Genomic DNA, 20,521 nt, shown 5'->3' with positions numbered 1-20,521 from the left:
GCTGCCCTTGGCGACAGCCGGCATGGGTACAATCGGCGAATCCGATATTGTAAGGCCACGGGCCCGCCAGACGCCGGGCCGGGTGTGATACCCGCTATTTGCCGGCCCGAGCCAGCCGCCCAAGCCGAAACCGCAGCGACTGCTGCCAATTTTGTTGCCGATGCCCGGAACCGCCGCCGACCCGATCCAGGACCCTGCCGATGCCGCCAAGGAAGCGGCGGCGCCCGCGCGTGGCAAGGCTGGCGAGGCAAAGGGCAAGGCTACAGCTTCGGGCACATCATCGGCGGCCGCGCGCCTGGCCAAGCTGGGCCTGCGCCGTCCCGTCGACCTGGTGCTGCACCTGCCGATGCGCTACGAGGACGAGACCACGCTGGCACCGATCGCCGACGCAATCCGCCGCGCCGGGGCGGGCCAGCCGGCGCAGGTCGAAGGCGAGGTCATCTCCAATGAAGTCACGTTCCGGCCGCGCCGCCAGCTGGTGGTCAAGATCGCCGACGACAGCGGCGAACTGACGCTGCGCTTCCTCAACTTCTACGGCAGCCAGACCAAGCAGATGGCCGAGGGCGTGCGCCTGCGCGTGCGCGGCGAGGTCCGCGGCGGTTTCTTCGGCGCCGAGATGGTGCACCCGACGGTGCGCCCGGTGGTGCACGGCGAAGCGCTGCCGGACCGCCTGACACCCGTGTATCCATCCACCGCCGGTATCGCACAGGCCTACTTGCGCAAGGCCATCGGCGGCGCGCTGTCGCGCACACCCATGCCCGAGACGCTGCCGCAGGCGGTGCTGCAAGGGCCGCTGGCCCGGCTGCACCTGCGCCCGCTGGCCGACTGCCTGCGCCTGCTGCATGCGCCGCCGCCGCAGGAAAGCGAGGCCGCGCTGGCCGACCGCTCGCACCCGGCCTGGCAGCGCATCAAGTTCGACGAGCTGCTTGCGCAGCAGATTTCGCTGCGGCGCGCACACGCGGCGCGGCGCGAGAAGACCGCGCCGACCATGTCGCGCCGCGAGGGCGGTTTGCTGACCCGCTTCCTGGCCGCGCTGCCATTCCGGCTGACCGGCGCGCAGGAACGCGTGGTCGCGGAGATTGCCGCCGACATGACGCGGCCGCACCCGATGCACCGGCTGCTGCAGGGCGATGTCGGCAGCGGCAAGACCATCGTCGCCGCGCTGGCGGCGTGCCAGGCGATCGACGCCGGCTACCAGGCGGCGCTGATGGCGCCCACCGAAATCCTGGCCGAGCAACACTACCGCAAGCTGTCCGCGTGGCTGGAGCCACTGGGCGTGCCGGTGGTCTGGCTGGCCGGCAGCCTGAAGGCGCGCGAGAAGCGCGAGGCCGCCGCGCGCGTGGAATCGGGCGAGGCGCAGCTGGTGATCGGCACCCATGCGCTGATCCAGGACGCCGTGCGCTTTGCGAAGCTGGGCCTGTCGGTGGTCGACGAGCAGCACCGCTTCGGCGTGGCGCAGCGGCTGGCGCTGCGCGGCAAGGCGGGTGCCAGCGATGTGCCGGCGCCGGACACGGTGCCGCACCAGCTGATGATGTCGGCCACGCCGATCCCACGCACGCTCGCCATGACGTATTACGCCGACCTCGACGTGTCGGTGATCGACGAACTGCCGCCGGGCCGCACGCCCATCGTCACGCGGCTGGTCAACGATGCGCGCCGCGACGAGGTGATCGCGCGCGTGCACCATGCCGCCGCGGAAGGGCGCCAGGTCTACTGGGTCTGTCCGCTGATCGAGGAAAGCGAGGCGCTGCAGCTGCAGACCGCGGTGGAGACCTACGAGACGCTGGTCGCCGCGCTCCCTGACCTGCGAGTGGGCCTGGTGCACGGCCGCCTGCCGCCGGCGGAGAAAGCGTCGGTGATGGACGACTTCAGCGCCAACCGCATGCAGGTGCTGGTGGCCACGACCGTGATCGAAGTGGGCGTGGACGTGCCCAATGCCTCGCTGATGGTGATCGAGCATGCCGAGCGCTTTGGCCTGGCCCAGCTGCACCAGTTGCGCGGGCGGGTGGGGCGGGGCAGCGCCGAATCGGTGTGCCTGCTGATGTACCAGGCGCCGCTGTCGCCGACCGCGCGCGAACGGCTGGCGACCATGCGCGAGACCACCGACGGCTTCGAGATCGCGCGGCGCGACCTGGAAATCCGTGGCCCCGGTGAGTTCCTGGGCGCACGCCAGTCGGGCGAGGCCATGCTGCGCTTTGCCGACCTGCAGACCGACGCATGGCTGGTGGAATACGCGCAGGAGGCGGCCGAGCTGATGCTGGAGCGCTTTCCGGAAGCGGTCGAAGCACACCTTTCGCGCTGGCTCGGCGGGCGCGAGCACTATCTGAAAGCCTGACCGGCGCCTGTCCAGGTGCGCGATGCTTCGCATGCGTCGACACAATGCGTTGGCGCTCTGACAGAAGCGGCAATCGAAGGTAAAATCTATCGCCTACCGCAACTCGATAAGTCATGACGCTCACCGAACTCAAGTACATCGTCGCCGTGGCGCGAGAGCGCCATTTCGGCCGGGCCGCCGAAGCCTGCTTCGTCTCGCAGCCGACCCTGTCGGTCGCGATCAAGAAGCTGGAAGACGAACTCAACGTGCAGATTTTCGAGCGCGGCACCTCCGAGGTGTCGGTGACGTCCATCGGCGAGCAGATCGTCGCGCAGGCCCAGCGTGTGCTCGAACAGACCATGGCCATCCGCGAGATTGCCAAGCAGGGCAAGGACCCGCTGGCGGGCCCGCTGCGCGTGGGCGTGATCTACACCATCGGGCCGTACCTGTTGCCGTCGCTGGTCAAGCAGATGATCGAGACCGTGCCGCAGATGCCGCTGATGCTGCAGGAGAACTACACCCACAAGCTGATCGAGCTGCTCAAGCAGGGCGAGATCGACTGCGCGGTGATGGCCGAGCCGTTCGCCGATTCCGGCCTGACGGTGCGTCCGCTCTATGACGAGCCCTTTGTCGTCGCCGTGCCGCGCGGCCACGAACTGGCGCAGGCGCGCGCGATCGACCCGGATGAACTCAAGCGGCAAACCATGCTGCTGCTCGGCAGCGGCCACTGCTTCCGCGACCATGTGCTGGGCGTGTGCCCCGAGCTGTCGCGCTTCTCGCAGGCGGCCGACGGTATCCAGAAGACCTTCGAGGGCTCGTCGCTGGAGACCATCCGCCATATGGTCGCCAGCGGGGTCGGCATCACCGTGCTGCCGCGCACCTCGGTGCCTGACATGAAGGCCAAGGGCGACATGCTGGCCTATGTGCCGTTTGCCGATCCCGTGCCGGATCGCCGGGTGGTGCTGGCCTGGCGCAAGAGCTTTACCCGTCTGCCGGCAATGGAAGCGCTGGCCAATGCCGTGGCCGCGTGCGACCTGCAGGGCGTGCGCAGGCTCGACGCCAAGGATCTGGCAGAAGCTGCCTGATTGCTTTACCGGGTACTTAAAAGGCCGCACGGAATTCCTTCCGCTGCGGCCTTTTTTGTTGGTCTCGCGGTCGGCAAGAGAGATAGATTTGACCTAACACATAGGTATAAATAATTAAATTCTCTTCTTGATAGCCTCTTTGTACACTTGGTCTCGTCGATGCGCGACGCGTCGATCAGCCAGGGAGACCGATGATGAGCAGCAGCGCCCGATTCATTCCAGGCACCATCCCTGAGCGCCCGATTTTTTCCCGCATGGGGCGCTGCCTGCTCGATTGTCTTGCCTGCTACGCGGCCGCGAACTGACGCGCCGATTCCGTTCAGCTACCCACAAGAAGGACAAGATGAGCAAGAAAGACACTCTCACTACCGCAGCCGGCGCACCGGTCGCCGATAACCAGAATTCGCAGACCGCCGGCCCGCGCGGACCGATGCTGCTGCAGGACGTGTGGTTCCTCGAAAAACTCGCCCACTTCGACCGCGAGGTCATTCCCGAGCGGCGCGTTCATGCCAAGGGCTCCGGCGCGTACGGTACGCTGAAGATCACGCACAACATCAGCCAATACAGCAAGGCTTCGGTGTTTGCCGAGATCGGCAAGGAAACGCCGCTGTTTATCCGCTTCTCCACCGTCGCCGGCGAGCGCGGCGCGGCCGACGCCGAGCGCGACGTGCGCGGCTTCTCGGTCAAGTTCTATACCGACGAAGGCAACTGGGACGTGGTCGGCAACAACACCCCGGTGTTCTTCGTGCGCGACCCGCTCAAGTTCCCCGACTTTATCCACACGCAGAAGCGCAACCCGCGCACCAACCTGCGCGATCCGATCGCGGTGTGGGACTTCTGGTCGCGCCATCCGGAATCGCTGCACCAGGTCACCATCCTGATGAGCGACCGCGGCCTGCCGCAGAACTACCGCCAGATCCACGGCTTCGGCTCGCATACGTACTCGTTCATCAACGCCAACAACGAGCGCTTCTACGTCAAGTTCCACTTCAAGTCGCAGCAGGGCATCGCCAGCTGGACTAATGAAGAAGCGGCCAAGGTCGTGGCCACGGACCGCGAAAGCGCGCAGCGCGACCTGTTCGAGAACATCGAACAGGGCAACTTCCCGCGCTGGAGCCTGCGCGTGCAGGTCATGCCGGAAGCCGATGCGGCCAGGTACCACATCAACCCGTTCGACCTGACCAAGGTGTGGCCGCACAAGGACTACCCGTTGATCGACGTGGGCGTGGTCGAGCTCAACCGCAACCCCGACAACTACTTTGCCGAGGTCGAGCAGGTGGCGATGAATCCGGCCAATATCGTGCCGGGCATCGGCTTCTCGCCCGACAAGATGCTGCAAGGGCGGCTGTTCTCGTATGGCGACACGCAGCGCTATCGCCTCGGGATCAACCACCACCAGATCCCGGTGAACGCGCCGAAATGCCCGTTCCACAACACCTTCCACCGCGATGGCGCGATGCGCGTGGACGGCAACCAGGGGGGCAAGCTGAACTACGAGCCCAACCGCGAAAGCGCCTACGGCGCCAGCGAGCGCGCGATGGAGCCGCCGCTCGCGCTGGACGGCGCCGCCGACCGCTGGGACCACCGCGTGGACTCGGACTACTACAGCCAGCCGGGCGCGCTGTTCCGGCTGTTCGACGAAGGCCAGCGCCAGCGCCTGTTCGCCAATATCGCGGCGTCGATGCAGGGCGTACCCGCGGAGATCGTGCGCGTGCAGCTGGAGCACTTCACCAGGGCTGACCCGGCCTACGGCGAGGGCGTGAAGCGCGCGCTTGACCTGAAGTAAGCGGCAATCTGGCGCGGCGGCCCGCACGGGCTGCCGCGCCGCGGAGAACGATGATGGCGATGATCCGGCTGTTTATCGACGAGTGGCGGCAACTGTGGCACGACGGGCATGATCAGCCTGAGCGTGCCGACGCCGCGCGGCTGCGCCACAAGCTGTGGCGCAAGGAGATCGGCGCCGCCGTGATCGTGCTCGGCGCGGCCGTGATGTTCGCCGAGGTGGCCCGGGGTTTGGCCGGGATCGCTGGCTAGTGCAATAATGCGGGGTAACGCGCCGCCCGGTCCCAGATCCATGGTGAGCCCGGCGGCGCTCCTCGTGCTTTACCAGAACGGAGCGTATCTACCATGGCAAAGAAGAATGAGATGAGTGTGAATATCGGTATTTCCGACAAGGACCGCAAAAAGATCGCGGAAGGCCTGTCCAAGCTGCTGGCGGACACCTACACCCTCTACCTCAAGACCCATAACTTCCACTGGAACGTGACGGGGCCCATGTTCAATACGCTGCATCTGATGTTCGAGACCCAGTACAACGAACTGGCGCTCGCAGTGGATTCGATCGCCGAGCGCATCCGCGCGCTGGGCTACCCGGCACCGGGCACCTACAAGGAGTACGCCCGCCTGTCGTCGATCGCGGAGGAAGACGGCGTGCCCGAGGCCACCGACATGATCCGCAAGCTGGTGGAAGGCCAGGAAGCCGTGGTGCGTACCGCGCGCTCGATCTTCCCGGTGGTCGACGCAGCCGGCGACGAACCGTCGGCCGACCTGCTGACCCAGCGCATGCAGACGCACGAAAAGACCGCGTGGATGCTGCGCTCGATGCTGGCCTGAGGGCCTTGCGGTCACTTCCGGCTGCCCCGGCTGCTCCTCTGTGGCGGCCGGCACTGCGCGTCGCAACCGTCCGGGCTGCGGCGCGTTTTCATTGAATCGCCTCTTCCCGGATCTGCGCTGTGCATACCTCCCCGTCGTTGCCTCCCGCTCCCATGCTTGAACGTCTTTCCCTCTACGCGCGCCTGGTGCGCATCGACAAGCCGATCGGCACGCTGCTGCTGTTGTGGCCGACGCTGTGGGCCATGTGGATGGCGGCGGGCGGGCCGCCGTCGTGGGGGCTGTTCTGGATTTTCGTGGCGGGGACGTTCCTGATGCGGTCGGCTGGGTGTGCCATCAATGATTGGGCCGACCGCGACTTTGACAAGCACGTCAAGCGCACCAAGGAGCGGCCGCTGACCGCAGGCAAGATCGCCGCGTGGGAAGCGCTGGCGGTGGCGGCCGTGCTGGCGCTGGTGGCGTTCACGCTGGTGCTGCCTTTGAATGCGCTGACCAAGTGGCTGGCGGTGGTGGCGGCGGTGGTGGCGGGGACCTATCCCTTCTTCAAGCGGTTCTTTGCGATTCCGCAGGCTTACCTGGGTATTGCGTTCGGTTTTGGCATTCCGATGGCGTTTGCCGCGATCCAGGACCAGGTGCCGCTGGTGGCTTGGGTGATGTTGCTGGCCAATGTTTTCTGGGCTGTTGCCTATGACACGGCGTATGCGATGGTGGATCGGGATGATGATCTGCTGATTGGGATGAAGACGTCGGCGATTACCTTTGGGCGGTTTGACGTGGCGGCGATCATGATCTGCTATGCCGCGTTTCTCGCGCTGATGGCGTGGGCTGGCGTGCTGCTGGGGCTGGGGTGGCCGTATTGGGTGGGGCTGGTGGCGGCGGGGGGGTGTGCTGGTTACCACTACACGCTGATTCGGGATCGCGACCGTATGCGCTGTTTTGCGGCGTTCCGGCATAACAACTGGCTGGGGGCTTGTGTGTTTGCGGGGACGGCGGTGGCTTACGTGGTTCGGTGAATTGGTTTGCGATTTGTCGATGATCGACACCCCCCGGATGACATGTTGCAGCTGTTGAATCCCTCGGTTCAACAGTGACAACATGTCATCCGCGAGACCCGTCGAGCAACGAGCCCCAGGCCCCGTACCCGCCCCTCAATCCTTCCCGAACTCAGCCCCCATCTCCTTACCCCGCGCCGCCGCCGCATGCATAGCGAGCACGAAGGCATCACCGATTCCTGCCGCCTCCATCGCCGTCACCGCCGCATAGGTCGTACCGCCCTTGGACGTGACACGCTCGCGCAGCGTCGACACCGGTTCCGGCGACTGCCCGGCCAGCGCCGCGGCGCCGCGGAAGGTTTCCACCGCCAGCTCGCGGCCTTGCTGTGCAGTCAGGCCGAGCTCGGTCGCAGCACGCTCCATCGCCTCGACAAAGTAGAAGACATAAGCCGGACCGCTTCCGGAAATCGCAGTGACCGCGTCGATCTGGTCGTCGCTCTCCACCCATACGCATTTGCCGACCGCCTGCGCCACCGCGCTGGCAATGTCGCGATCCTCCGACGACAACCCAGCCGGCCCCGCCAGCCCCGTCATCCCCATCCCCGCCAACGCCGGCGTATTCGGCATCGCCCGCACCAGGCGGGTGCGCCCGCCCAGCCAGCGCTGCATGTCCTGCAGCCGGATCCCGGCAGCCACGCTGATCACCAGATTGCCCTTGCCGCCGGCCGGCAGGTGCGGCAGCAGCTGCGCCGCGGCATCGCGGAACTGCTGCGGCTTGACCGCCAGCACCAGCACATCGCTGTCGCCGAAGGCGGCGTCCGGCGCGCCGGACGCATGCACGCCGAGGTCGCGCACCAGCCGCTGCTGCGCCTCCGGGAAGGGATCGACCACGCGAATCGAGGTAGCAGGCACGCCGCGGGCGATCAGGCCGCCGATCAGTGCGGTGGCCATATTGCCGCCGCCAAGAAAGCCGAAGGTGAGGGTGTCGAGCATGGTTGTCTCAGTAGTGTCTTGGTTTGGGAGCGGGTCAGGCGCGTGCGCCGAAAATGGCCGTGCCGATCCGCACCAGGGTGGCGCCCTCGGCGATGGCGGCCTCCATGTCGCCCGACATGCCCATCGACAAGGTGTCGACGTCCAGCCCGTCTTCACGCAGCGTACCCAGCAGCACGCGCATGGCGGCAAACGGGCGGCGCTGGGCGGCGGGATCGTCCTCGGGCTCCGGGATTGCCATCAGCCCGCGCAGCCGCAGGCCGGGCAGGGCGGCGACGGCGCGCGCCAGCGCCGGCACCTCGGCCGGCGCGACGCCGCTCTTGCTGGCTTCGCCGCTGATATTGACCTGGATGCAGACCTGCAGCGGCGCCATCCCGGCCGGGCGCTGCGCCGACAGCCGCTCGGCGATCTTGAGCCGGTCGATGGCGTGCACCCAATCGAAATACTCCGCCACCAGCCGGGTCTTGTTGCTTTGCAGCGGGCCAATGAAATGCCATTGCAACCGGCTGCGCAGGTCGGCCAGCGCGGCGACCTTGTCCACGCCTTCCTGGACGTAATTCTCGCCAAAGGCAGGCTGGCCGGCCTCGAAGGCGGCCCGGATACGGTCGGGGGAAACGGTCTTGGAAACGGCCAGCAGGGCGATATCCTGAGGCTGTCTGCCGGCCTGTTGTGCGGCCGCCGCGATGCGCTGGTGCACGGCTTGCAAGTTGGCGGCAATTACAGACATAATCCGGCGAACATACAAAAGAAGTACGACAAAGTACTGATAACTATTCAGGGTGGGGTCATTATAGATGGACATCGCGCAGCTATTGGCTTTCGCCGTCAAGAACAAGGCGTCCGATCTTCATCTCTCGTCGGACATGCCGCCGATGGTGCGGATCCACGGCGATATGCGCCGGATCAACGTCGCATCGATGGCGCACAAGGATGTCCACGCCATGGTGTACGACATCATGAGCGACACCCAGCGCAAGATCTACGAAGAACGGCTCGAGATCGACTTCTCGTTCGAGATCGCCGGCCTGTCGCGCTTCCGGGTCAACGCCTACAACACGCAGCGCGGCGCCGCCGCGGTGTTCCGTACGATTCCCTCCAAGGTCCTGACGCTCGAGGAGCTGCGCGCACCGGCGGTGTTCGGCGACCTGTGCATGAAGCCGCGCGGGCTGGTGCTGGTGACCGGGCCGACCGGCTCGGGCAAGTCCACCACGCTGGCGGCGATGGTCGACCATCGCAATGATAACGACATGGGTCACATCCTGACGGTGGAAGACCCGATCGAATTCGTCCACAACTCAAAGAAGAGCCTGATCAACCAGCGCGAGCTGGGCCCGCACACGCATTCCTTTGCCAACGCGCTGCGCTCGGCACTGCGTGAAGACCCGGACGTGATCCTGGTGGGCGAACTGCGCGACCTGGAGACCATCCGCCTGGCGCTGACCGCGGCCGAGACCGGCCACCTGGTCTTCGGCACGCTGCACACCAGCTCCGCGGCCAAGACCATCGACCGTGTGGTCGATGTGTTCCCGCCGGAAGAAAAGGACATGGTGCGCACCATGCTGTCGGAATCGCTGGAGGCGGTGATCTCGCAGACGCTGCTGAAGACCCGCGATGGCAACGGCCGTACCGCCGCGCACGAGATCATGATCGCCACGCCCGCGATCCGCCACTTGATCCGCGAGAACAAGATCGCGCAGATGTACTCGATGATGCAGACCAGCAGCGGGCTGGGCATGCAGACGCTGGACCAGTGCCTGTCGGACCTGATCAAGCGCAGCGTCATCAGCTACAACGACGCGCGCGCCATCGCCAAGAATCCGGACGCGTTCATGGGCTGAGGCCCATGCCATGCCTACTGGCCGCTGCCCGCGCGCAGCGGCCGCACTCCCGCAGGACACCGCCATGCTCGATCGCGAATCCGCTTCCAAGTACATCAACGACCTGCTGGAGCTGATGGTCAGCAACCGCGGCTCGGACCTGTTCATCACCTCGGACTTCCCGCCGGCGATCAAGGTCGACGGCAAGATCACGCCGGTGTCGCAGCAGCCGCTGAACCCGACACAGGCGCTGGGCCTGGTGCGCTCGGTGATGAACGAGCGCCAGGTGCAGGACTTCGACACCAGCCGCGAATGCAATTTCGCCATCACCGCGCCCAAGGCCGGGCGTTTCCGCGTGTCGGCGTTTATCCAGCAGGGCAAGGCCGGCATGGTGGTGCGTACCATCAACACGCGCATCCCCTCGGTGGCGGACCTGGACCTGCCGCCGACGCTGCATGAGATCGTGATGTCCAAGCGCGGGCTGGTGATCGTCACCGGCGCCACCGGCTCGGGCAAGTCGACCACGCTGGCGGCGATGCTGGACCATCGCAACGCGCACTCGTACGGCCACATCATCACCATCGAGGACCCAATCGAGTACGTGCATGCGCACCAGAACTGCATCGTCACGCAGCGCGAGGTCGGCATCGATACCGAGTCCTGGCATGTGGCGCTGAAAAACACGCTGCGGCAGGCGCCTGACGTGATCCTGATCGGCGAAATCCGCGACCGCGAGACCATGGAGTACGCGATGCAGTACGCGGAAACCGGCCACCTGTGCCTGGCCACGCTGCACGCCAACAACGCCAACCAGGCGATCGACCGCGTGGTCAACTTCTTCCCCGAGGAAAAGCGCCAGCAGTTGCTGATCGACCTGTCGCTGAACCTGAAGGCGATGGTCTCGCAGCGCCTGTTGCCGCGCGCCGGCCGCAAGGGCCGTGTGCCGGCGGTGGAAATCATGATCGGCACGCCGCTGGTGGCCGATCTGATCTTCAAGGGCGAGATCCACGAGCTCAAGGAAGTCATCAAGAAATCGCGCGAGCAGGGCATGATCTCGTTCGACCAGGCGCTCTTCGAGCTGCACGAGGAAGGCAAGATCACTTACGAAGACGCGCTGCGCAACGCGGACTCGCTCAACGACCTGCGCCTGATGATCAAGCTGCACAGCAAGCGCGCCCGGGATACGGACCTGGGTGCCGGTACCGAGCACCTCAACGTCATCTAGAGCCATCAGACCAGTGCACGCCGGCGCGCTTGGCGGTATGCTTCGGCCACGCACAAGGAGTCTGCCATGAGCAATGTCTACCAGTTTGAAGCCACCTCGCTGGCCGGCGAGCCGGTACCGCTGTCGCAGTTCCAGGGCAAGGTGATGCTGATCGTCAACACCGCCAGCGAATGCGGGTTCACCCCGCAGTACGAAGGGCTGCAGAAGGTCTATGACGAATACAAGGAGCGCGGCCTGGCGGTGCTGGGTTTCCCCTGCAACCAGTTCGGCAAGCAGGAGCCGGGCGACGCGCAGCAGATCGGCCAGTTCTGCGAATCGCGCTTTGCGGTGCGCTTCCCGATGTTCGCCAAGATCGACGTGAACGGCACCGATGCGCATCCGCTGTACCAGTGGCTGACCACGGAGAAGCGTGGCGTACTCGGTACGCAGGGCATCAAGTGGAACTTCACCAAGTTCCTGCTGCGCCGCGACGGCACGGTGTTCAAGCGCTACGCGCCGACCACCAAGCCGGAAGAACTGCGCGCCGATATCGAGAAGCTGCTGTCCGACCCCGGCGCGTGAACGCCGGCTAGACTCCGCTGGCGCGCACCGCACGCAGGAAACCGTTGAGCGAGCGGTCCGGCGTTTCGTGGAAATGGTCGTCCAGCATGCGGATGGCGCGGCAGCGGTCGAGCCGGAAGCTGCGGTAGTCCTCGCGCGTGGTGCACCACGCCGCCAGCAGCCAGGCATTGCCCCAGAAGAACAGGCCCAGCGGCATCACCACGCGCTCGGTGATGCGCTGCTGCGCGTCGCAGTAATCGAGTAGCAGCAGCTTCTGTTCGCCCAGCGCGCCATGTACCACGTCGAAGGCCTCGCGCACCTGCGCCTGGTTGACGTATTCCGGCGCGAACACGCGGCTCTGCTGCGCCGCCAGCCGGCGCGGCGGCGGCAGCGCGGCCATCAGCTTTTCCAGCGCGGGATCGGCCGCGGCGGCCAGCGCGCCGCCGCCCCAGGCCTTCAGCAGCCGCAGGCCGGCCACCAGCGCTTCCACTTCCATGGCACTGAACATCAGCGGCGGGACGTCAAAGTCGGCGCGCAGCCGGTAGCCGATGCCGGCCTCGCCTTCGACCGGCACGCCTGACAGCGACAACGCCTGGATATCACGGTAGACAGTGCGTTCCGACACGCCGAGCCGCTGCGCCAGCAGCGCCGCCGTGGTCAGGCGGCGGCCGCGCAGCACCTGGACAATCTGGAACAGGCGGTCGGCGCGGCGGCTCATCGGTCAGCCTTGGCCACAGGGCTACCCGGCCACGGGCTCGTGCAGCCCGATGCGGTTGCCTTCGCTGTCCGTGATATGGGCGATGCGGCCGATCTCGCCCGGCAGGCGCAGCGGCCCGAACACGGTCTTGCCGCCGGCCTGCGCGGCGCGCTCCAGTAGCGCGTCCAGCTGCGGGGCATGCAGGTAAGGCACCGGGCCGTAGTAGTTGCTGGGGCGGTAGCCTTCGCCGGCCACCAGCGCGCCGCCCGGATCCGGGTGCGGAAAGACGGCCATGTCGACCTGGCTCATGGTTTCGCGGCGCAGCTGGATATCGAAGACCTGCTCGTAGAAGCCGATGGCACGGTTCATGTCGACCACGGGGATTTCCAGCCAGTTGATCAGGCGGTTGCTCATGATGGGCTCCTTGCTTCCTGGTAAGGGGGGATGGGAGCTCGCATCATGCGCGGGGCCTGCTGACAGCGTCCTGTCAGGAGCTTGTCAGTGCGGCATCCAGGCCGCCATCACCGGCACCAGGATCGCCGTCAGAACGCCGTTCAGGCCCATGCCGAGCGCGGCGAAGGCGCCGGCTTCCTGGTTGACCTGGAAGGCGCGCGCGGTACCGATGCCATGCGCCGCCACGCCGGTGGCGAAGCCGCGCACGCTGTAGTCGCGGATGCGCAGCAGGTTCAGCAAGCCGGTGGCGCTGACCGCACCGATAATGCCGGTGCCCATCACCAGCACCGCGGTCAGCGACGGCAGGCCGCCGATCTTCTCGGCCACGCCCATCGCGATCGGGATCGTTACCGACTTGGGCGCGAGCGAGCGCACGGTCTCGGGCGATGCGCCCAGCAGCCAGGCGATGCCGACCGCCGAGACTACCGCCACCACCGAGCCGGCCACCAGCCCGACCAGCAGCGGGAACACATGGGTGCGCAGCTTGGGCAGCTGCATGTACAGCGGCACCGCCAGCGCCACCGTGGCGGGCCCGAGCAGGAAGTGCACGAACTGCGCGCCGTCGAAGTAGGTCTTGTAGGGCGTGCCGGTGACGGTCAGCACCGTGACCAGCAATGCCACCGCGATCATCACCGGATTGGCCAGCGGCGAGAAGCGCGATTTCTCGTAGATGCGGAATGCGAACACATAGGCCAGCAGCGTGGCGGTCAACCCGACCAGCGGGCTCGCGGCCAGGTAGACCCAGATCTCGTTGAGGCGGGGCGTCATCATGCCTGCTCCCCCTTGGCGTGCGGGGCATCGGTGCGCTTGCGCATCAGCATGCGTGTGACCACGGCGGTGGTTGCGATGGCCAGCCAGGTGGACACCACCAGCGCCACCAGGATCGGCATCCATTCGCCTTCGATGCGGTTGGCATGGACCATGATGCCGACGCCGGCGGGGACGAACAGCAGCGACAGGTGCTTGAGCAGTTCGCTGGTGGTGCCCTGGATGATGGGCAACAGCCGGTCGTCGAAGACTAGCCAGCCGAACAGCAGGATCATGCCCAGCACGGGGCCGGGGACGGGCAGGCGCAGCGCGTAGCTGATCACCTCGCCGACGGATTGGAAAACCAGCAGGATGGCAAAGGTCTGGAGCATGGGGGGCGGTCGTGGGTTGCGCTGTTCCTCCCCTCTCCCATTTATGGGAGAGGGGAGACAGCCACATCACCCCGGTCCCCGGGGCCCGCGCTAGCCGACCATGCGATCGACCAGTTCGATCCAGTGCATCACCGGCGTCTCGGTGCCGCTCTGCAGGTGCGAGATGCAGCCGATATTGGCCGACACGATGGCTTCGGGCTGCGTGGCCTGCAGTTTGGCGAGCTTGTCGTCGCGCAGGCGGTAGGCCAGTTCCGGCTGCAGCACTGAATATGTGCCCGCCGAGCCGCAACACAGGTGGCTGTCAGCGCAGAGTTTGACCTCCACGCCGAGGCCGGTCAAGAGCGCCTCGACCTTGCCGCGGATCTGCTGGCCGTGCTGCAGCGTGCACGGCGGGTGGTAGGCCACGCGTCGGCTGTCGCGCGGCACGGCGCCGGCCAGCTCATGCAGCTCGTCCGCAAAGTCGGGCAGGATCTCGGACAGGTCGCGCGTCAGCGCCGACACGCGGCGCGCACGCTCGGCGTATTTGGGATCAAGGCGCAGCAGGTGGCCATAGTCCTTGACCATCGCGCCACAGCCGGAGGCATTCATCACGATGGCCTCGGCGCCGGCCTCGATATGCGGCCACCAGGCGTCGATATTGCGGCGCATATTGTCGAGGCCGCCGTCGTGGTCGCCAGTGTGGAAGCGGATCGCGCCGCAGCAGCCGGCCTCGCGCGCCACCACCATTTGTACGCCGACACGGTCGAACACGCGCGCGGTGGCGGCATTGATGTTGGGCGACATCGCCGGCTGCACGCAACCGTCGAGCAACAGCATCTTGCGCGCATGCTCGTTGCGCGGCCAGGCGCCGGGCGCGGCGGTGCGGCTGGGCGCCGGCACCTTGCTGCGCAGCGTGGCCGGCAGCAGCGGGCGCACCATCTGGCCGAGCCGCATTGCCGTGCCGAACAGCGCCGGGCGCGTCAGCCCCTCGCGCAGCGCCCAGCGCGCGATGCGCTGGCTGGCGGGGCGCTGGATGCCTTCTTCCTCCAGCTTGTCGTCCACCAGCTTGCGGCCGATATCGACCAGCCGGCCGTAGCGCACGCCCGACGGGCAGGTCGATTCGCAGTTGCGGCAGGTCAGGCAGCGGTCCAGGTGCAGGCGCGTGCTTTCGGTGATGGCATGGCCTTCGAGCACCTGCTTCATCAGGTAGATGCGCCCGCGCGGCCCGTCCAGCTCGTCGCCGAGCAACTGGTAGGTCGGGCAGGTGGCGGTGCAGAAGCCGCAATGCACGCATTTGCCGACGATGGATTTGGCTTCTTCGCCTTCGGGCGTGTTGCGGAGAAAATCGGCCAGGGTCGTTTGCATGGTGTGGGGAGGGTTTGCCTGGGCGTGGGAACGTGGGCCGGATCAGAGCCCGGGATACATGCGTTGCGAATTGAAGATGCCGGCCGGGTCGAAGGTCTCCTTCAGGCGGCGGTGGATCGCGACCAGCGGCGAGGACAGCGGCGTGAACACGCCCACCGACTTGTCGCCGTTGCGGAACAGCGTGGCGTGGCCGCCGGCGGCCTGCGCCACCCCTCGCACGGTCTGCGCATCGGTGCCGTGCGCGCCATCCTCGGGCAGCCACCAACGCTGGCCGCCGCCCCATTCGATCAGCTGCGTGCCGGGCAGCTCCAGCGGCGCGGCGATGGTCGGCACCGCCAGGCGCCACAGTGCGCGGCCGGCCAGCGCCGGGGCGAAGAACGGATGCGTCTGCTCGCGCAGCGACTGCCACAGCGCCGCGGCCTCGGCGCCATCGACACGCGTGCCGCCCAGCTTCGCGCACGCGGCGCGCACCGCAGCGGTGGCGCCGGCCAGGCGCACATGCAGCAAGCCGTCATGCCACGCGGACGCCGCCACGGGAAGCGGCTGGCCACCCCACTGGTTCAGGTGCTCGATCGCCTCGGCCTGGGCCAGCTCGAAGCGCAGCGTGGCGTCGTCGAATGGTGCCGGCAGCACCTTCAGCGAGACCTCAAGGATCAGCCCGAGCGTGCCGAGCGAGCCTGCCAGCAGCCGCGACACGTCATAGCCGGCCACGTTCTTCATCACCTGGCCGCCGAAGTTCATCACCTCGCCGCGTCCGTCCATCAACTGCGCGCCCAGCACGAAATCGCGCAGCGCGCCCACCGATTGCCGGCGCGGGCCCGACAGTCCCGCGGCCACGGCACCGCCCAGCGTCGCGCAGCTGGCCTGGCCGGGCAGCGCGAAGTGGGGCGGCTCGAACGCAAGCGTCTGGCGCTTCTCGGCCAGCGCGGCCTCGATCTCGGCCAGCGGCGTGCCGCAGCGCGCGGTGATCACCAGCTCGGCCGGGTCGTAGTCGACGATGCCGGCGTAGGCGCGCGTGTCCAGCACCTGGCCTTCGGGCGGCTGGCCATAAAAGTCCTTGCTGCCGCCGCCGCGCAGCCGCAGCGCGGTGCGGGTATCGGTGGCTTGCCTGACGGCGTCGCGGAAGGCGTCGAGTGTGGCTTGCATATGTGTTGGCGGTGGGGAGGTTGCGTGGCTCAGCGTGCTGGCGTGCCGTCGCGGCCGCCGGGCACTTCCGGCCTGTCGTTCTGGTATTCGGGCAGCGGGTTGCCGCAGTGCTTGCAGTACATCGCGTTGGGCTCGTGGCCCTCGGTCAGGCAATGGGTGCAGGTGCGCGTGGTCAGCGGCCGCTTCAGGATGCTGGCGGCCAGCTCCGCGCCGACGATGCCGGTGGGGAAGGCGATGATGCCGTAGCCCAGCAGGATGGTCAGCGAGGTGATGAACTGCCCCAGCGCGGTCTTGGGCACCATGTCGCCGAAGCCGGTCGTGGTCAGCGTCACCACCGCCCAGTACATGCTGAGCGGGATGCTGTTGAAGCCATGCTGGGGGCCTTCGACCACATACATCACCGTGCCCAGGATCACGGTGATGATGAACACCGTACCGAGGAACACGAAGATCTTGCGCCGGCTGTTGACCAGCGCGCGGTACAGGATCTCGGCTTCCTCGAAGTACACCGTCAGCTTCAGGATCCGGAACACGCGCAGCAGCCGCAACAGGCGCACGTCGATCAGGAAATGCAGCTCCGGCAGGAAGACCGCCAGCCAGGTCGGCATGATCGAGACGAAATCGATGATCCCGTAGAAGCTGAACACATAGCGCCACGGACGGCGCACCACCAGGACGCGCATCACGTACTCGGCGGTGAAGAACAACGTGAAGGTCCACTCCAGCACCGTGAACACCAGGCCCAGTCGCTGGTTCACCGCCGCCATGCTGTCGAGCATCACCACCATCACGCTGGCGACGATGGCGATCAGCAGCGCGACGTCGAAGATGCGCCCGTCGCGGGTATCGGCCTCGAAGATGATGGTGTACCAGCGCTGGCGCCAGCCGGTCTCGGGCTGGCCCAGCACTTGGCGGGTGACGGCTTCCTGGTGCTGGCGTCGGCGTGGGTCGGGCATGGTTCAGGGCGTTGCTCAGAAGCGCGGCAGCTCGGGATGCGGCAGCAGGCCCTTCTTCACGTGCATCTTGCCGTACTCGGCACAGCGCGCCAGCGTGGGGATGGCCTTGTCGGGGTTCAGCAGACGCGCGGGGTCGAACGCGGCCTTGACGCCGAAGAAGGCGTCGCGCTCGGTCGGCGAGAACTGCACGCACATCGAGTTGAGCTTCTCCACGCCCACGCCGTGCTCGCCGGTGACGGTGCCGCCCAGCTCCACGCAGGCTTCCAGGATGTCGGCGCCGAACAGCTCGGCGCGGTGCCATTCGTCCTGGTCCGCACCATCGAACAGCACCAGCGGATGCATGTTGCCGTCGCCGGCATGGAATACGTTGATGCAGCGCAGGCCGTACTTGCGCTCCATTTCTTCGATGCGTTTGAGCAGCGTGCCGATATGCTTGCGCGGGATGGTGCCGTCCATGCAGTAGTAGTCGGGCGAAATCCGGCCGGCGGCGGGGAAGGCGTTCTTGCGGCCGCTCCAGAAGCGCAGCCGCTCGGCCTCCGATTGCGACACCGTGATGCGGGTGGCGCCGGAGGCGCGCAGCACTTCGCTCATGCGTTCGATCTCTTCGGCGACTTCCTCGGGCGTGCCATCCGACTCGCACAGCAGAATGGCGGCGGCTTCCAGGTCGTAGCCGGCGCGCACGAATTCCTCGACCGCGGCGGTGGCGGGCTTGTCCATCATCTCCAGCCCGGCCGGGATGATGCCGGCGGCGATCACGTCGGCGACCGCATTGCCGCCTTTCTCCACGTCATCGAAGCTGGCCATGATGACCTGCGCCAGCTGCGGCTTGGGGATCAGGCGCACGGTGACCTCGGTGACCACGCCCAGCATGCCTTCGGAGCCGATCATTACGGCCAGCAGGTCCAGGCCGGGCGCGTCGGGCGCCTCGGAACCGAACACCACCACCTCGCCCTCCATCGTCACCGCGCGCACGCGCAGCACGTTGTGCACGGTCAGGCCGTACTTCAGGCAGTGCACGCCGCCGGAGTTCTCGCTGACGTTGCCGCCGATGGTGCAGGCGATCTGCGAGGACGGGTCCGGTGCGTAGTACAGGTTATGGGGCGCGGCGGCGTCGGAGATCGCCAGGTTGCGCACGCCGGGCTGGACCACCGCTGTGCGCGAATATGGATCGACCGACAGGATGCGCTTGAACTTGGCCAGCGACAGCACCAGGCCCTCGGCGATCGGCATCGCGCCGCCCGACAGGCTGGTGCCGGCGCCGCGCGGCACCACCGGCACGCCCAGCTTGTGGCACAGGCGCAGGATCGCGCAGACCTGTTCCTCGGTGTCGGGCAGGGCCACGGCCATCGGCACCTGGCGGTACGCGGCCAGGCCGTCGCATTCGTAGGGAACGGTGTCCTCGGCCTTCCACAGCAGCGCGGCGTCGGGCAGGATCTGCGCCAGGCCGGCCAGCAGCGCGCTGCGGCGGCCTTCAGCGGCTGCGTGCGCACCGGCGCTGTCAGTGGCTAGCGTCTGGGCTTCGTTCGGGGCATTCATGACGACTCCTGTGGGGCAGGCCGATCATGCGGCGTGCCGGTCGCGGCGGTGCAGGGCATGCCCGCCGGGGGGACGGGTGACTATAGCGCAGGGCACTTGCCGCGGGGACCACGGGGGACGTGAATTCCGCACGGCAGGCCGATCAAAAATGCTCATCATGGCTGCGCGCCCGGGGCGTGCCATCCAGGCTGCAAATCCAGCGTAGCACCGCGGCGCGGGTGCAGGGAAGGCGGCTCGCGCAGGGCTCAGCGTGCGGGCACCTGCGGCAGGCGGCAGACCATGTCGAGCTTGTCGTGGAAGTGCGGCGCGACGTACAACGCATCCGGCTCCAGCCCCACCTTTACGAAGCCGAGCGACTCGTACAGCCGCACTGCGCCCGTGCTGCCGGCATTGACGCACAGCGTCACCTGGCGCACGCCCGGCATGGCGGCGGCCTGCTGCATGACACGGTCCATCAGTGCGCGGCCCAGCTTGCGGTCGCGCCAGCCCGGCGCCACGTACATGCCCCAGATAAAGGCCTTGTGGCGATGCTTTTGCTTCAGCTCGCGCATCACGCCGACCACGCCGGCCAGCGCCGCGCCGTCGAAGGCGCCGAACACGGCCTTGTCTTCGCCGGCGGCCAGGCGCTCCGCGACGGTATCGAGCGGCAGGTCCTGTTCCTCCTCCAGGCTGGCAGCGAAGGCCTCCGGCGCTTCGGCCAGGCCTTCGAGGCGCAGCGCCTGGAAAGCGGCGGCGTCGGCGGGGGTCAACAGGCGGATTTCCATGCGCTCAGTCTCCTACCAGTCCAGGCTCAGCAGCCAGTCGACAAAATAGCGCGCCTCCGGCTTGAGCGGTGCCTGCTCGCGCTCGACGATGTAGTAGCCGTGCGGCGACACCGACTCGATATCGAGCAGCCGCACCATCTGCCCCAGCGACAGCCAGTGCCGCGCCATGCGCTGGCGCACCAGCGCCACGCCCTGGTTGGACGCGATCGCCTCCAGCATCAGGCCGATGTCGTTGAACTGGGGACCTGTCTGCGGCTCGGGCCAGTCCAGCCCGGCGGTCTCGAACCACGGCTTCCAAGGTTCCAGCGGGCTGCGCAGCAACACCAGGCCGTGCAGGTGCTCGGGCTTGGTGATGGCGCGGCCGTTGACGCGCTCGTAGTACTCGCGCCCGCACGCCGGGAATACCGGCTCGACCAGCAGCTTCGTTGTCTTCAGGTCCGGGTAGCGGCCGGTGCCGTAACGGATCTCGACATCGGTGTCCTCGGCCTTGACGTCGAGGAACGGGATCGCCAGGTGCAGCTCCAGGTCGATATGCGGGTACAGCGCGCCGAACTCCGGCAGACGCGGCACCAGGTGCTGGCGCCCGAAGGTCGGCGGGATCGCCACGCGCAGCCGCGTGCGCAGCTTGTTGTACTCGGGCCGCGCCAGTTCGTTCAGCGACTTGAGCGCGTCCTGCACATTGCGCAGGTAGCGCGTGCCGGCCGCGGTCAGCCGCAGCGCCGCGTTGGCGCGCACGAACAGGTCCTCGCCCCACAGCTCCTCGAGGTTCTTGATACGGTGCGACACCGCGCTGGGCGTTACCGAAAGCTCCTCGGCCGCGCGCGCAAAGCTGCCCAGGCGCGCCGCGGCCTCGAACGCGATCAGCAGGTGCAGTGGCGGGACGCGGTTGAACATGGAGGCCATCCGTTGTGTG

21 protein-coding genes are annotated in these 20,521 nt (G+C 67.1%); 9 read left to right on the top strand and 12 right to left on the bottom strand.

Annotation, left to right across the window (positions count from 1 at the left end; all coding sequences use genetic code 11):
- Window positions 1–160: 160 nt before the first annotated feature.
- From recG to ubiA, 6 genes are all read left to right on the top strand, one after another.
- Window positions 161–2,335 (top strand): ATP-dependent DNA helicase RecG, encoded by a 2,175-nt coding sequence (gene recG, locus ABNX08_RS18120; RefSeq protein ID WP_022536536.1) that lies wholly within the window; start codon window positions 161–163, stop codon window positions 2,333–2,335.
- 113 nt (window positions 2,336–2,448) lie between these two features.
- The gene (locus ABNX08_RS18115) at window positions 2,449–3,399 is read left to right on the top strand and encodes a LysR substrate-binding domain-containing protein (protein ID WP_022536535.1); all 951 of its coding nucleotides are present in this window, start codon (window positions 2,449–2,451) and stop codon (window positions 3,397–3,399) included.
- 343 nt (window positions 3,400–3,742) lie between these two features.
- The gene (locus ABNX08_RS18110) at window positions 3,743–5,185 is read left to right on the top strand and encodes a catalase (protein WP_022536534.1); all 1,443 of its coding nucleotides are present in this window, start codon (window positions 3,743–3,745) and stop codon (window positions 5,183–5,185) included.
- A gap of 50 nt (window positions 5,186–5,235) precedes the next feature.
- A complete protein-coding gene (locus ABNX08_RS18105) occupies window positions 5,236–5,433 on the top strand; it encodes a hypothetical protein (RefSeq protein WP_041681152.1) in 198 nt (65 codons plus the stop codon).
- Between the two features lie 93 nt (window positions 5,434–5,526).
- Window positions 5,527–6,012, top strand: coding sequence for a Dps family protein (locus ABNX08_RS18100; protein ID WP_022536532.1), 486 nt, complete (start codon window positions 5,527–5,529; stop codon window positions 6,010–6,012).
- Window positions 6,013–6,164: 152 nt separating this feature from the next.
- Window positions 6,165–7,022 carry a 4-hydroxybenzoate octaprenyltransferase gene (gene ubiA, locus ABNX08_RS18095; protein WP_041681151.1) on the top strand — a complete coding sequence of 286 codons (858 nt, stop codon included), beginning with the start codon at window positions 6,165–6,167 and terminating at the stop codon, window positions 7,020–7,022.
- Between the two features lie 135 nt (window positions 7,023–7,157).
- On the opposite strand, the gene proC is transcribed toward ubiA, so the two are convergent.
- Window positions 7,158–7,994, bottom strand: coding sequence for a pyrroline-5-carboxylate reductase (proC, locus tag ABNX08_RS18090; RefSeq protein ID WP_022536530.1), 837 nt, complete (start codon window positions 7,992–7,994; stop codon window positions 7,158–7,160).
- A 34-nt stretch (window positions 7,995–8,028) separates the two neighbouring features.
- On the bottom strand, window positions 8,029–8,718 hold the full coding sequence (locus tag ABNX08_RS18085) for a YggS family pyridoxal phosphate-dependent enzyme (protein ID WP_022536529.1): 690 nt from the start codon (window positions 8,716–8,718) through the stop codon (window positions 8,029–8,031).
- A gap of 67 nt (window positions 8,719–8,785) precedes the next feature.
- On the opposite strand from ABNX08_RS18085, the gene ABNX08_RS18080 reads away from it, so the two are divergent.
- The 3 genes from ABNX08_RS18080 to ABNX08_RS18070 all read left to right on the top strand — a co-directional run bounded on the left by ABNX08_RS18080 (window position 8,786) and on the right by ABNX08_RS18070 (window position 11,594).
- Window positions 8,786–9,829, top strand: a complete 1,044-nt coding sequence (locus ABNX08_RS18080) for a type IV pilus twitching motility protein PilT (protein ID WP_022536528.1) — start codon at window positions 8,786–8,788, stop codon at window positions 9,827–9,829.
- A 64-nt stretch (window positions 9,830–9,893) separates the two neighbouring features.
- Complete coding sequence (locus ABNX08_RS18075; protein ID WP_022536527.1) at window positions 9,894–11,033, top strand: PilT/PilU family type 4a pilus ATPase; 1,140 nt, start codon at window positions 9,894–9,896, stop codon at window positions 11,031–11,033.
- Window positions 11,034–11,099: 66 nt separating this feature from the next.
- Window positions 11,100–11,594 carry a glutathione peroxidase gene (locus tag ABNX08_RS18070; protein ID WP_022536526.1) on the top strand — a complete coding sequence of 165 codons (495 nt, stop codon included), beginning with the start codon at window positions 11,100–11,102 and terminating at the stop codon, window positions 11,592–11,594.
- Between the two features lie 7 nt (window positions 11,595–11,601).
- Here the strand turns inward: ABNX08_RS18070 and ABNX08_RS18065 are convergent, their stop codons facing one another.
- The 10 genes from ABNX08_RS18065 to ABNX08_RS18020 form a co-directional block, all read right to left on the bottom strand.
- Window positions 11,602–12,291 carry a YafY family protein gene (locus tag ABNX08_RS18065; protein WP_022536525.1) on the bottom strand — a complete coding sequence of 230 codons (690 nt, stop codon included), beginning with the start codon at window positions 12,289–12,291 and terminating at the stop codon, window positions 11,602–11,604.
- 21 nt (window positions 12,292–12,312) lie between these two features.
- Window positions 12,313–12,684 carry a VOC family protein gene (locus tag ABNX08_RS18060; RefSeq protein ID WP_022536524.1) on the bottom strand — a complete coding sequence of 124 codons (372 nt, stop codon included), beginning with the start codon at window positions 12,682–12,684 and terminating at the stop codon, window positions 12,313–12,315.
- Window positions 12,685–12,768: 84 nt separating this feature from the next.
- On the bottom strand, window positions 12,769–13,494 hold the full coding sequence (locus tag ABNX08_RS18055; protein WP_349606316.1) for an LrgB family protein: 726 nt from the start codon (window positions 13,492–13,494) through the stop codon (window positions 12,769–12,771).
- Window positions 13,491–13,862, bottom strand: coding sequence for a CidA/LrgA family protein (locus ABNX08_RS18050; RefSeq protein WP_022536522.1), 372 nt, complete (start codon window positions 13,860–13,862; stop codon window positions 13,491–13,493). Before ABNX08_RS18050 ends, ABNX08_RS18055 begins: the two co-directional genes overlap by 4 nt.
- Window positions 13,863–13,952: 90 nt before the next feature.
- The gene (gene glcF / locus ABNX08_RS18045; RefSeq protein WP_022536521.1) at window positions 13,953–15,206 is read right to left on the bottom strand and encodes a glycolate oxidase subunit GlcF; all 1,254 of its coding nucleotides are present in this window, start codon (window positions 15,204–15,206) and stop codon (window positions 13,953–13,955) included.
- A 42-nt stretch (window positions 15,207–15,248) separates the two neighbouring features.
- A complete protein-coding gene (gene glcE, locus ABNX08_RS18040) occupies window positions 15,249–16,352 on the bottom strand; it encodes a glycolate oxidase subunit GlcE (RefSeq protein ID WP_022536520.1) in 1,104 nt (367 codons plus the stop codon).
- A 29-nt stretch (window positions 16,353–16,381) separates the two neighbouring features.
- Window positions 16,382–17,308 carry an ion transporter gene (locus ABNX08_RS18035; protein WP_022536519.1) on the bottom strand — a complete coding sequence of 309 codons (927 nt, stop codon included), beginning with the start codon at window positions 17,306–17,308 and terminating at the stop codon, window positions 16,382–16,384.
- Between the two features lie 15 nt (window positions 17,309–17,323).
- Window positions 17,324–18,844, bottom strand: a complete 1,521-nt coding sequence (locus ABNX08_RS18030) for an FAD-linked oxidase C-terminal domain-containing protein (protein WP_349606315.1) — start codon at window positions 18,842–18,844, stop codon at window positions 17,324–17,326.
- A 245-nt stretch (window positions 18,845–19,089) separates the two neighbouring features.
- Window positions 19,090–19,608, bottom strand: coding sequence for a GNAT family N-acetyltransferase (locus tag ABNX08_RS18025; RefSeq protein ID WP_022536517.1), 519 nt, complete (start codon window positions 19,606–19,608; stop codon window positions 19,090–19,092).
- Between the two features lie 12 nt (window positions 19,609–19,620).
- Complete coding sequence (locus tag ABNX08_RS18020; protein ID WP_022536516.1) at window positions 19,621–20,511, bottom strand: LysR substrate-binding domain-containing protein; 891 nt, start codon at window positions 20,509–20,511, stop codon at window positions 19,621–19,623.
- Window positions 20,512–20,521: the final 10 nt, after the last annotated feature.

Origin of the sequence: Cupriavidus sp. DF5525 (genome assembly GCF_040149425.2) — a bacterium.
GTDB lineage: Bacteria > Pseudomonadota > Gammaproteobacteria > Burkholderiales > Burkholderiaceae > Cupriavidus > Cupriavidus pickettii_A.
This window is presented reverse-complemented; position numbering and strand designations above follow the sequence as displayed.

What these genes read in the sequence shown, in the direction of transcription:
- ABNX08_RS18055 (WP_349606316.1), bottom strand. Translation starts at nt 13,494, where the DNA reads ATGATGACGCCCCGCCTCAACGAGATCTGGGTCTACCTGGCCGCGAGC.
- ABNX08_RS18060 (WP_022536524.1), bottom strand. Translation starts at nt 12,684, where the DNA reads ATGAGCAACCGCCTGATCAACTGGCTGGAAATCCCCGTGGTCGACATG.
- ABNX08_RS18085 (WP_022536529.1), bottom strand. Translation starts at nt 8,718, where the DNA reads ATGTCTGTAATTGCCGCCAACTTGCAAGCCGTGCACCAGCGCATCGCG.
- ABNX08_RS18100 (WP_022536532.1), top strand. Translation starts at nt 5,527, where the DNA reads ATGGCAAAGAAGAATGAGATGAGTGTGAATATCGGTATTTCCGACAAG.
- ABNX08_RS18110 (WP_022536534.1), top strand. Translation starts at nt 3,743, where the DNA reads ATGAGCAAGAAAGACACTCTCACTACCGCAGCCGGCGCACCGGTCGCC.
- recG (WP_022536536.1), top strand. Translation starts at nt 161, where the DNA reads ATGCCCGGAACCGCCGCCGACCCGATCCAGGACCCTGCCGATGCCGCC.
- ABNX08_RS18070 (WP_022536526.1), top strand. Translation starts at nt 11,100, where the DNA reads ATGAGCAATGTCTACCAGTTTGAAGCCACCTCGCTGGCCGGCGAGCCG.
- ABNX08_RS18025 (WP_022536517.1), bottom strand. Translation starts at nt 19,608, where the DNA reads ATGGAAATCCGCCTGTTGACCCCCGCCGACGCCGCCGCTTTCCAGGCG.
- ABNX08_RS18115 (WP_022536535.1), top strand. Translation starts at nt 2,449, where the DNA reads ATGACGCTCACCGAACTCAAGTACATCGTCGCCGTGGCGCGAGAGCGC.
- ABNX08_RS18050 (WP_022536522.1), bottom strand. Translation starts at nt 13,862, where the DNA reads ATGCTCCAGACCTTTGCCATCCTGCTGGTTTTCCAATCCGTCGGCGAG.
- ABNX08_RS18035 (WP_022536519.1), bottom strand. Translation starts at nt 17,308, where the DNA reads ATGCCCGACCCACGCCGACGCCAGCACCAGGAAGCCGTCACCCGCCAA.
- proC (WP_022536530.1), bottom strand. Translation starts at nt 7,994, where the DNA reads ATGCTCGACACCCTCACCTTCGGCTTTCTTGGCGGCGGCAATATGGCC.
- ABNX08_RS18075 (WP_022536527.1), top strand. Translation starts at nt 9,894, where the DNA reads ATGCTCGATCGCGAATCCGCTTCCAAGTACATCAACGACCTGCTGGAG.
- ABNX08_RS18080 (WP_022536528.1), top strand. Translation starts at nt 8,786, where the DNA reads ATGGACATCGCGCAGCTATTGGCTTTCGCCGTCAAGAACAAGGCGTCC.
- ABNX08_RS18030 (WP_349606315.1), bottom strand. Translation starts at nt 18,844, where the DNA reads ATGAATGCCCCGAACGAAGCCCAGACGCTAGCCACTGACAGCGCCGGT.
- glcE (WP_022536520.1), bottom strand. Translation starts at nt 16,352, where the DNA reads ATGCAAGCCACACTCGACGCCTTCCGCGACGCCGTCAGGCAAGCCACC.
- ABNX08_RS18020 (WP_022536516.1), bottom strand. Translation starts at nt 20,511, where the DNA reads ATGGCCTCCATGTTCAACCGCGTCCCGCCACTGCACCTGCTGATCGCG.
- ABNX08_RS18105 (WP_041681152.1), top strand. Translation starts at nt 5,236, where the DNA reads ATGATGGCGATGATCCGGCTGTTTATCGACGAGTGGCGGCAACTGTGG.
- ubiA (WP_041681151.1), top strand. Translation starts at nt 6,165, where the DNA reads ATGCTTGAACGTCTTTCCCTCTACGCGCGCCTGGTGCGCATCGACAAG.
- ABNX08_RS18065 (WP_022536525.1), bottom strand. Translation starts at nt 12,291, where the DNA reads ATGAGCCGCCGCGCCGACCGCCTGTTCCAGATTGTCCAGGTGCTGCGC.
- glcF (WP_022536521.1), bottom strand. Translation starts at nt 15,206, where the DNA reads ATGCAAACGACCCTGGCCGATTTTCTCCGCAACACGCCCGAAGGCGAA.